This window comes from Mycobacterium sp., from assembly GCF_032162105.1.
In the GTDB taxonomy this organism is placed as follows: domain Bacteria; phylum Actinomycetota; class Actinomycetes; order Mycobacteriales; family Mycobacteriaceae; genus Mycobacterium.
The window spans coordinates 1-10,097 of sequence record NZ_JAVRPS010000068.1 but is presented as its reverse complement, the minus strand read 5'-3'; the positions used below and the strand labels follow the sequence as shown (position 1 = coordinate 10,097).

General features: G+C 64.6%; 9 protein-coding genes and 1 pseudogene. 4 read left to right on the top strand and 6 right to left on the bottom strand.

Annotated elements, in window-relative coordinates:
* Window positions 1-252: 252 nt before the first annotated feature.
* Window positions 253-855 (bottom strand): RES domain-containing protein, encoded by a 603-nt coding sequence (locus QOC69_RS03430; protein ID WP_526436367.1) that lies wholly within the window; start codon window positions 853-855, stop codon window positions 253-255.
* Window positions 852-1,505 (bottom strand): antitoxin Xre-like helix-turn-helix domain-containing protein, encoded by a 654-nt coding sequence (locus QOC69_RS03425; protein WP_526436365.1) that lies wholly within the window; start codon window positions 1,503-1,505, stop codon window positions 852-854. Before QOC69_RS03425 ends, QOC69_RS03430 begins: the two co-directional genes overlap by 4 nt.
* 52 nt (window positions 1,506-1,557) lie before the next feature.
* On the opposite strand from QOC69_RS03425, the pseudogene QOC69_RS03420 reads away from it, so the two are divergent.
* From QOC69_RS03420 to QOC69_RS03405, 4 genes and pseudogenes are all read left to right on the top strand, one after another.
* Window positions 1,558-1,758: pseudogene (locus QOC69_RS03420) on the top strand (DUF2293 domain-containing protein); the annotation flags it as partial.
* Between the two features lie 42 nt (window positions 1,759-1,800).
* Window positions 1,801-2,118 (top strand): hypothetical protein, encoded by a 318-nt coding sequence (locus QOC69_RS03415; RefSeq protein ID WP_526436363.1) that lies wholly within the window; start codon window positions 1,801-1,803, stop codon window positions 2,116-2,118.
* 481 nt (window positions 2,119-2,599) lie between these two features.
* Window positions 2,600-6,055, top strand: coding sequence for a protein kinase domain-containing protein (locus QOC69_RS03410; protein ID WP_526436361.1), 3,456 nt, complete (start codon window positions 2,600-2,602; stop codon window positions 6,053-6,055).
* Between the two features lie 352 nt (window positions 6,056-6,407).
* A complete protein-coding gene (locus QOC69_RS03405; protein WP_526436359.1) occupies window positions 6,408-6,533 on the top strand; it encodes a hypothetical protein in 126 nt (41 codons plus the stop codon).
* 234 nt (window positions 6,534-6,767) lie between these two features.
* Here QOC69_RS03405 and QOC69_RS03400 read toward each other — a convergent pair whose 3' ends face one another.
* The 4 genes from QOC69_RS03400 to QOC69_RS03385 all read right to left on the bottom strand — a co-directional run bounded on the left by QOC69_RS03400 (window position 6,768) and on the right by QOC69_RS03385 (window position 9,823).
* Complete coding sequence (locus QOC69_RS03400) at window positions 6,768-7,124, bottom strand: DoxX family protein (RefSeq protein WP_526436357.1); 357 nt, start codon at window positions 7,122-7,124, stop codon at window positions 6,768-6,770.
* 26 nt (window positions 7,125-7,150) lie between these two features.
* Window positions 7,151-7,789 carry an NAD(P)-dependent oxidoreductase gene (locus QOC69_RS03395; protein WP_526436355.1) on the bottom strand — a complete coding sequence of 213 codons (639 nt, stop codon included), beginning with the start codon at window positions 7,787-7,789 and terminating at the stop codon, window positions 7,151-7,153.
* A 94-nt stretch (window positions 7,790-7,883) separates the two neighbouring features.
* Window positions 7,884-8,558, bottom strand: a complete 675-nt coding sequence (locus tag QOC69_RS03390; RefSeq protein ID WP_526436369.1) for a class I SAM-dependent methyltransferase — start codon at window positions 8,556-8,558, stop codon at window positions 7,884-7,886.
* Between the two features lie 719 nt (window positions 8,559-9,277).
* Window positions 9,278-9,823 (bottom strand): hypothetical protein, encoded by a 546-nt coding sequence (locus tag QOC69_RS03385; RefSeq protein WP_526436353.1) that lies wholly within the window; start codon window positions 9,821-9,823, stop codon window positions 9,278-9,280.
* Window positions 9,824-10,097 lie beyond the last annotated feature (274 nt).

Here is a 10,097-nt window from a genome sequence, read left to right as displayed (position 1 = left end):
TCACCCTTCACCAAGCCGACTGCCTGATCGCCGCCGCCACCGCGGGCATTGATGCTCGCCTGGCGACGGGCAACCCCGCCGACTTCCCCATGGACGACATCACGGTCGAGCACTGGCCCGTCGGGCGTTGACGGGCGGTGCCGCCCAGGCGACCCCTCGAAGCTCTGGGACCACCTGCCGTCAGGCTGCTGCTGGCGCGGGCAGCGCTTCGACGCGTGCGCGGAGGCTGGCGCCTCACGTTCGTGCGTCAGCTCACCACCGCGTCGCGAAGGGATCATCGAACAGGTCATAATTGCCCGTCCTTTTCCACTGCCGATGCGCGCTGTGATCAGTTCCGAACCAGCGGACGTGGCTGGCCACCTCGGCGGCAATACGCGCACCATCAGTCAGATGTCCTGTCGGAATCTCTTCGGATACAAGCGGTTGCCAGAGGAACGGATGCAGGACGCGTGCGCCGAACAGGATCAAATTTTGCGTCCCGGGCAGTGCGGCTGACGGCACCACCATCGCGCTCGCGCCGCTGGCTCGCACTTCATCGGCAAGCGCCTGTGTAGGGGCGTAGTAGTCGCCGACTAATTCATCCGGCGTGCAACCGTAGTTGGCGCACTCGTCGAAATCGACTCGTGTGACGTCACCGACATCAACCACCGCCGTCCAGAGGTTCAAGATCACCTCGTCGGGATCCCCGCTTGGGCCGACATTGTCCCGCAACATCTCGGCTGCCGGACCCAGCGGGTGAAGACATAGGTACTGAACCGTGTGCTGCGTGGCGCGGTTGAATCGACCCGATCGGGAGCTGGGAAACGCCCACCATGGTGAGTCATAGGCGGCGTGTCGAAATGCCGTGAATCTCATCCGGTCGTGGCACGCACCGCAGTAGCCGCGCCGAGAAGCTCCGGATAGCAGAGGGGGTCGTCGAGCAATTCGATCGGGCGACTCTTCAGCACTGGATGCTCCCGGTCGAACCAGGCCATAACACCCGGACCGGTAAACGAGTGACGCAACTGATTCACGACATTGCCAACCGCTCGAATCCGAGCGGCGTCATCCGCAGCTGGCTCGGCACCACCGGGAGCGAGCCAGCGCTGCAATTGGCGAACCGAAATGCCGAGCAATTCGGCCAACGTCTTCTGCGGAACACCCACGGCGTCAGCGGTTTTGATCAGAACATCGCGGACCGGCGCACCATCGTCGTAGGGACGGCTCTCGACAATGTCGCGCAATGCATGACGGAACTGCTCCAGTGCAACGCGAACATCACGCCGCTGCTGTTCACCGTTGTCGTGACGAAGCGCTTTCTCCGCGCGAAACGCTGCGGCCCACAACGTCGTTGTCAGATACGGGTCGGTCTCCAGCCGCAGCGGCGTCGCCGCGCCCAGCGTCGCCTCGAAACTGTCGACGAGCTGGGCCACCGAGCTCGGCACGGTTGCGGATCGCTGCAACAGTTTGGTGGCGTCATTCACCCGAGCAAGCAAGGCCTCAAGCTCAGGCTGTGTCGTAGTCACGTCATCATCGTACGACATAAATACGCCAGATGCGGATGCCCGGCGAGACCGCAGCGGCCGGATCGGACGCAGCGCGGCCGGGCGGGTCCTTGATCCCGACGCCGTATCGCTCGCCGTTGCGGCCGCGGTCCGGCACGTCGACACCGGCTATGACCTGCTCCTGGTGTCGGACGTCGACCGGGAGACGGCTCGGCGGCAGGTGTGCGAGCGCGTCGAGGACGTGCTCAGCGGCTGGCGCGCGACCACTAAATAGCCTTTGCAAAGGCGTGGTTCCCGGGGATGGAAAACTGGCCGGATGGGCCGATCGAATTGCGCGGCGCTTGATGCCTTGATCGCGGAGGCGACTGTCGACTGCCACAACGACAGCGAGTGCGTGACCGGCTTCTACACCATGCTCGACGACAGTCTCGCCGTGCCGTTTCACACCGTGGTCCTCGGCGTGGACGTCACCGTGGCAGGCATTGACCTCACCGATGACGGACAGATCATGGCCGTCTGCGGGCGCGGCCGATCGACGCAGCGCATCCCGATCCTGGACCTTCCGTTGCCTACACCGCAGCCCGACGGCGCGAAGTGGATCGCGGCGTACCGCCGCTGGGTGAAAAGAGCGTGAATACCGTTGCCCCGCTATGCGCGGCTGGCGACGGGAACTGCAGCCACAAAACCCGGCCACGCGACCAAGGCTATGTTCCCAAATCATTCCCACAAGCGGCATGAAAACGGCCCCCGGAGAGATCTCCGAGGGCCGTTTTCGTTTGGTAGCGGGGACAGGATTCGAAGCTGCGACCTCTGGGTTATGAGCCAACCGGTGGCCGTCTTGCGTCGCCGCCCGCGTCCCAGACTTGCAGGTCACGATTGATTGTGCGTCCAAGTCATCACGTCACGTTTCACGCCATCTCGGCAGTGGCGCCACGTTTTGTTCCCAAATCCGTTCCCGATGTGTCCACGATGCTGGGCTACGATCCTGGGCCGAAATGATTTCGATCCGCCCGGCACTCGCTTGGTCATCGGCCACCGGCGGATGACCGTTCGGCTTATGCTCAGGTTGGGTGGCCATGGTGCTGCCATGGCGCCGGTGCAGTTCGAGGCGAGCGATGGCCAGCAGCGACCCCCTGCCGACGCAGGGCGATATGCACGCCGGGGTCCCGGCGGAGTTGGTGGCTGCCGGTTTCGAGGATCCCGAGGAGATCGGCCGAGGCGGGTTCGGCGTGGTGTATCGCTGCAACCAGCGCGAGCTCGATCGCACCGTCGCGGTGAAAGTGCTGACCGCGTATCTCGAGCCCGACAACCTGGAGCGGTTCGTGCGCGAGCAGGTCGCAATGGGCAAACTGTCCGGGCATCCGCACATCGTCAACATCTTCCAGGTCGGGATGACCGCCACCGGCCGGCCATACATCGTGATGCAGTACCACCCGCACGGTTCGTTGGAGACCAAGATTCATGACGACGGACCGGTCGGGTGGGCCGACGCGCTGCACATCGGCGTCAAGGTCGCCGGCGCGTTGGAAACCGCGCACCGACGCGAGACCCTGCATCGCGACGTCAAGCCGGCGAACATTTTGCTTACCGAGTACGGCGAACCGCAGCTGACGGACTTCGGGATTGCCCGCATCATCGGCGGGTTCGAGACCGCGGACGGCGCGGTCATGGGTTCGCCGGCGTATACGGCCCCGGAGGTGCTGCTCGGCCAACCACCGGACGTGAGCTCGGATGTCTACAGCCTGGCGTCGACATTGTTTTGCGCCGGCACGGGTCACGCGGTATTCGAGCGTCGGAAGGGTGAGCAGATGGTCGCCCAGTATCTCCGGATAACCAGGCACCCGATGCCGAGCCTGCGGGACTCCGGCCTGCCTACCGACGTATGCGCGGTAATCGAGCGGGCGATGTCGCGCGATATCGAGGACCGGCCGGCGACCGCGGAGGCCTTCGGGGAGCAGTTGCGCGACGTGCAGCGACGGCATGGCTTGCCGGTCGACGACATGCCCGTGCCTATACCTGCGCCGACGGTCCGGTACAACCCCACGCGGTCGCCGGGCACGCCATCCAGTAGCTACCCAGCGCGGATGGTGACGCCCCCGACGCCGGCAACCCGGTTCCAGCTACCGGTGTCGACGAAGGCGTTGGTCGACCGCGCGCGGCTGATCGACGTCCTACGAGAACAGGACAAGAAACTCACGGTCATCCACGGCCCAACCGGGTTCGGGAAGAGCACGCTTGCCGCCCAGTGGGCGAAGCTGCTGACCGCCGAAGGCGTCGCGGTGGCCTGGTTGACCGTCGACCACGACGACAACAACGTCGTCTGGTTCCTGTCCCATCTGATCGAGGCCATCCGCGCGGTGACACCCACGCTGGCGACCGAGCTCGGCGAGGTCTTGGAGGAGCACGGCGACGAGGCCGAGCGTTATGTCCTGACCTCGTTGATCAATGAGATCCATCAGAGTGGCACTCGCATGACGCTGGTGATCGACGACTGGCAGCGCGTCACCGACCCGGCGACCATCACGGCGATGCGCTACCTGCTCGATAACGTCGCTGCCGGCCTGAGCGTGGTGGTGACCAGCCGCAGCCAGAGCGGCCTGCCGATGAGCCGGATGCGGATGCAGAACGAACTTCTTGAAATCGACGCCACCGCATTGCGTTTCGACGTCGCCGAATCGGAGAACTTTCTGGTCGACCTGAGTGGGCTGGACCTGGACCACGCCGACGTCGAAGAGCTCACCGCCAAGACGGACGGCTGGGTGGCGGCACTTCAGCTGGCATCGTTGTCGCTGCGCGGCCGCGACGATCCTGTCCGGCTCATCGGCACGATGACCGGCCGTCACCACGCGATCAGCGAATTTCTCGTCGAGAACGTGCTCGACACCCTGGAACCGTCGATGCTCGACTTCCTGCTGGCAACATCGATCACCGAACGCATCAGCGGCGACCTGGCGTCGGCGTTGTCCGGTGTGCCGGACGGCCAGGCGATGCTCGAGCAGGTCGAGGAGCGCGACTTGTTCCTGCGCCGGATCGACGAGCAGTGGTTCCGCTACCACCAATTGTTCCTCGACTTCCTGCGGCACCGGCTCGGCCGTGATGAACCCGAGCGGGTCGTGCAGTTGCACCGCGTGGCTTCGACGTGGTTCGCCGAGCACCGCTTGGTCAGCGAGGCGGTCGATCACGCGCTTTCGGCCGGCGATGACCAGCGGGCGTTGCAGCTCGTCGAGAATGATGGCATCTACTTGGTGGCGAATTCCCAAATGGCCACGCTGATCGGACTGGTGGGCAAGCTGCCGGCCGCCGTCGTGCATTCGGATCCGCGGCTGCAGCTCGCCCTGGCCTGGGCCAACATTGTGCTGCACCGGATTCCAGCTGCCGAACAGGCACTGACCCTGATGGAATCCAGGCTGGGGTCGTGCGGTCTGAGCGACGACGAAATCACAGACCTGCGCGCGGAAGGCGGGGTTGTGCGGGGAGTAGCCGACCTGCGCTCGGACCGGCTCGCGGGCATCGACGAGCACATCGCGCCCTGCCTCGCGCGGAGAGATCAGCTGCGTCCGTTCGCCGTAGGCGTGGCCGCCACCGTGTCGACCTTCGCCGCTGCGTACCACTACAACCTCGACGAAGTGAACCGGATCCAGGCGTGGGCTGCACCGTACGCCGAACGCAACCGCGACACGTTCAACGTCGTTCACGGCCTCTGCTACACGGGCCTCGCACACCGGTTGATGCTCGACATACCGACGGCGGAAGCATGTTTCCGCAAGGCTCTCAAGATTGCCAAGCGGTCCGGCGGCAGCCACTCCTACACCGCTCGGCTGGCGAGTTCGGCACTAGGCGAATTGCTCTACGAGCGAGGCGATCTCGACGAGGCCGGCCGCCTGCTCGAGGAAGGCTACAAACTCGGGCCCGAGGGTGGGTCGGTCGACTTCAAGATCGCCCGCTACGTGATCGCCGCGAGGATCAAGGCCCTTCAGGGCGACCGGTTTGCGGCCGGTCAACGGCTTGACGAGGCCGCCCGGGTGGCGCAGGCGCTATCACTGAACCGGTTGCGGGCAATGGCGGAGCATGAACGCACCCGCCTCGGGCTTGCGCCGTATCCGGGGTCTGATCCGTCGCCGCCGACGTCCTACGAACTACGCCGCCAACCGGTTGACGCGATCGACGAGATCACCCTGCAGTTTGAAGAGGCCACGGCAATCCGGATCTTGATGGACGCCGATGACCCGGACAAGGGGGAACTTGCCTGCCGGTGGGCGAAGGAGTGGGTCGATCGAACGGCGACGCCGAACCGCCCACAGGCGTTGTTGCGAGCGCGTCGGCTGCTGGGTGGCAGCCTTTCGGCCGCCGGCCACGTCGATGAGGCGAAGGCCACGATCGCGGTCGTCGCGGCGCAGTGCGCACAGTTGCGGATGCTGCGTTACCTCGTCGACGGCGGTCCGTACGTCGCCGCAACGCTTTCGGAACTACGTGCCGACCAGCGGTCCGCCCGGTGGCAGCCCCAATGGCCGGACGTCCCGGCCGATTTCCTCGACCAAGCGATCAATGCGCAAGTGGTGCAGCGCATCTGACCGCGTACCCCTCCCGACGCCGACCGTGACCGCCGTGGCGGCGACGGCCCCGCTAACGCTAGCCCGGTGGCGTCAATGTCATGGAGGCACGCCCGCGCGATTCACGTAAGTGCGGCCAACCGCCTGGCCGTCTGTCTGCATGCGGCACGGGCCGGTCACGACGAGGGAGCGACATCACAGACGCGTCCTCATCTAGATCGGTGACGGACCGACTTCTCTACCTCAGATCGGGGCAGCTGAAGCATCACGAGCGGCGCGCCCACTCCTTCAAAAAGATCGACAACGCGATCGTCGTCCTGCGATGGCCCTAGCCAACACTCGCTGCGGTAGTACGCCTACGGGCGCAGTCAGGGTGTGCAGGTCGGTCCGACCCGTTGTCTGGCCCTGCGCGTTCCTGCCGACCGGGCCGATCGACGAGAATCTGGCGCAGCTCACCGTCAACGCCGAACTGGACGTGCTGGGGGTAATGAGCGACTGATCGTCCTCGGGCCGAGAACGCGGCGGGTGGACGATCAGCCCACGATCGAGCACTCATCGAGACGGGCCAGATCGCGCCTCAGTCTCAGCGTCACACAGCTTGTTCCTGACCCGTGACGTCGCCACTGTCTCTCACTCGCGTGTTCCCTACATTGGTCCGAGCCCTCGAATGACACCGCGTGCAGTGTTCTGCGGTTCTGCGGATCCTCACGTGCTGGTAGGTTTCCGGCGCCCTTCACACCCGTAGCGCCAATACCAGCGCAGCGACGTTGAGCGCCAGAAAGCCGATCGCGAGAGTGAACTGCGCGCTGTAGTCACTGGCTCGAATGTGGGTGTAGAGCGCGCACACGAAGAACAGGACGAGACCGATTGCCGCGGAGACACCGACGAGATGCAGGCCCAGCAGGCCGGCCGCCAGACCTATCGCACCGGCGGTCTTGGCCGTTCCGATCGGGAAGGTCAGCCAAGATTCGGGCACGCCGGCTTTCACCATCCCGGGAAGAATGGCCTTCATGTGCAGCAGAGCGGCAATCCCCGAAAAGCCGTTGGCCGCAACGACGACCAGTGTCACGGCGACATACGCAGTGGTCATCGTCGATACTCCCTTCGTAAGTGTTGTCAGTAGGCGACGCCGACGGCCTGCTTGACCGTCGCGGGTTGATCCAATGCAGCGAGCATCAGGTGTGCGGCGTCAGCCCGCGATATCGAGAAGCCGCGGGGAACGTTGCCCCCCAACGTGGTTCGGTAGATTCCGGTGACCGGTTTGTCAACGAGCTTTGGCGGCCGAATCACAGTCCACGCCGCGCTACTGCGGAGCAATTCGGCCTCCATCTCGCCCAGATCCGTGTAGACGCTTCGCAGCAACCTGCTCACGATCGGCAGGAGCAGCCAGCGATTGAGCGCACTCTCCCCGTCGGGGACGGGCCCGACCGGAGCTGCGCTCACCGCGACCAATCGAGCCACTCGCGTGGACTGCATCGCGCGCAGGATGGTGCGGGTACTCGTCGACGCCACCGGCCCGTCCTTCCGGCCCCGCGGGCCCACGGCCGAGAGGACCGCGTCGCTGCCCATTAGCGCAGAACACAGTAGGTCGGGCTGCTCGAGTCCGGGCACGGTTACGACGTCAAGCGCGACGTCGCTGATGGGCAAGCGGTCGGCGTCACGCACCACCGCGGTCACGTCGTGCCCGTGTTGGAGTGCTTGTGCGACCAGTTGTCTGCCGATACCGCCCGTCGCGCCGAACACGGTGATCTTCATTTGCGGTGCCTCCTCGTGTCGAGTGCCGTCGCCGGCTCTTCCTGCCGACGATCAGTCGTATGACTCGTGCGGTTCGCTGACGAACTCGCTCGACTTAGCCCGGCTTGTGCGCGGTGAGTAGCCACGCCGCCAGCTTCGGCCGGCCTTTCTCGTCGATCTCGAAGGCCGGGAATGAGACTCGCGGCGCCGCCCTGCTGAACTGGGGCAACAACGTGTGTATCGATGCCGGGCGAATGTCATCGACGATCCAATACTTGGCGACGGCCGCCCGCAGCTCGTCTTCGGTCACCTCGTTCGGCTTGGCTGCCAATCCCGCAGGAAACGCGCCCTTGGCGAACACCAGGATGAAGTAGGACGCACCCGGGGCGGCTGCACGGTAGACGGCCTTCAGGTAGTCGTCACGGAGCCCGACCGGAAGGGAATGGAACAGCGTGCTGTCCACCACGGTGGAGAACCGGCCGTCATAGCCGGTAAACGAAGTGGCGTCGGCCTGCACGAAGGTCGCGGTGGACAGGGCGCGCTCGGCCGCTGCCGCCGTGGCCGCAGCGACCGCCGTCGGCGTGATGTCGATACCCACGACGGTGTACCCCAGCGCGGCCAGACCCAGTGACAATTCGGCAAATCCGCATCCCACGTCGAGTACGTCGCCCCGAAACCTGCCCTGCCGAATCAATTCGGCGAGTTCTGGCTGGGGCTCGCCGATGTTCCACGGAGCCGGTCCCTCTATGACGTCGGATTCCTGTTTGTAAACGTTGTCCCAGTCGAGCATTTCGTCGGGTCCCGTCGCCGGGTCAAAATTAGTCACCTGGCAACACTGTCACAGATCATGATAATCATCAAGAAGTACTTCTTGTGGCGGGGTCGAGGTCGTCGATGTGCGCCACCTCTCGAGTCGGAGGTCGGCGACCGCCGCTCGTTCACAAGCGTTCACAAAACAAACCGGCCGCCAGCTGATGCTGGCGGCCGTTTGGCCTGGTCAGAGCCACTTTCATTGGTAGCGGGGACAGGATTCGAACCTGCGACCTCTGGGTTATGAGCTAACCGGTGACAGCGTCATGTCGATGCCGGTGTCTCAAACGTGCAGGCCACCGCTAGTCCCGCGTCCACGCCATCACGCGGCGTTCCACGCCATACGGGCAGTTGCGCCGCGTTTCGTTCACAAATCCGCTCACAAGCGGTGCCTCCCCATCACTCCCGCCGACGACGAGGTGCGCGCGGCCATGATGTGCCACGCACGGCGATTAGGGCTGTTGGCGGTGTTCGCCGAGTCGGCGACCCGCGCCGCGCCGGCGCCGACACCGCGCTGTGGATCACCACCGACCAAGTCCCCTCCGTGCCGGATCGGCTCGAGCAGGCCGTCAGCGCAGGCGAACTGGGTATAGACCGAGTCACCGAGGCCCTCATTCGCATGGCCTCCGCGAAGCGCGGAATCACCAACCGCACGCGATAGCGCGCCTCGCTTGCTGACTTTGGATCATCGCGCCGTAGTTACGGATAACGCTGGTCGGCAATGCGCTTAAGGCGATTCAGCTGCGACGCCGCTGCCGTTGCATCAGTCGACGACGCATCGATGAAGCCTTGCAGACCACCCAAGGCGTGGACTGAAGCTTTGACGGCTTCCGCAAGCGCGCGACCGTTCAGCGCCTCCTGTTTTTCTTCGTGTTTTGCGGCCGTCGCCTCCTGCCTGGCCTCCTTGGCGTCCGTTATGGCGCGTTCTGCTGTGGAGCGGTGTACCTCCCGACCGAAGATCCATCCCACGGCGGTGAATACGAGCGCGTGGTAGGCGCTGAATACGTAAACGTAACGATGCCAATGGGCTTCATCAATGCCACTGTTGTCTACGAATTGCCAAAGAATGATGCCTGCTACGACGAACACGACGACCAGTACGACGGCGAACCCCCAGTTAAACCAGTACTCAGGGCCCGTCAATTCCGGCGGTCGCTGGGGCCGATTGACGGGTTCACCGCTGCCGGATGCGGCGACCTCCTGTCCCGTAGGCGCTTGCCCCACTTCGTCACCCGATGTTGCCAACGCGGCCCCCTCTCCGCCTAGACGGTCACGACACGACACCGAGCGTGCAGCACGTCAGCGTCGCGGTATCGGTCGGCTCGTGTTGTTCGCGACAACCGTGCTGCGCTGTGCAATAGTACCGGTGTCCGTGACGGGACGAATCCGGCGGTAATTCGACTGATTGGTCAAGGGACCGCCGCGCGAACAATTCGTCACCATGACGCTTCCCTGCTCGTCCGTCGGCGTTAAACATGCCGTCCACCAATAGACTTACGGCGGACTCCACGAATAATCG

Coding starts and splice junctions, on each gene's coding strand:
- QOC69_RS03410 (WP_526436361.1), top strand. CDS start 2,600: ATGGCCAGCAGCGACCCCCTGCCGACGCAGGGCGATATGCACGCCGGG.
- QOC69_RS03400 (WP_526436357.1), bottom strand. CDS start 7,124: ATGACCACTGCGTATGTCGCCGTGACACTGGTCGTCGTTGCGGCCAAC.
- QOC69_RS03430 (WP_526436367.1), bottom strand. CDS start 855: ATGAGATTCACGGCATTTCGACACGCCGCCTATGACTCACCATGGTGG.
- QOC69_RS03395 (WP_526436355.1), bottom strand. CDS start 7,789: ATGAAGATCACCGTGTTCGGCGCGACGGGCGGTATCGGCAGACAACTG.
- QOC69_RS03415 (WP_526436363.1), top strand. CDS start 1,801: ATGGGCCGATCGAATTGCGCGGCGCTTGATGCCTTGATCGCGGAGGCG.
- QOC69_RS03390 (WP_526436369.1), bottom strand. CDS start 8,558: ATGCTCGACTGGGACAACGTTTACAAACAGGAATCCGACGTCATAGAG.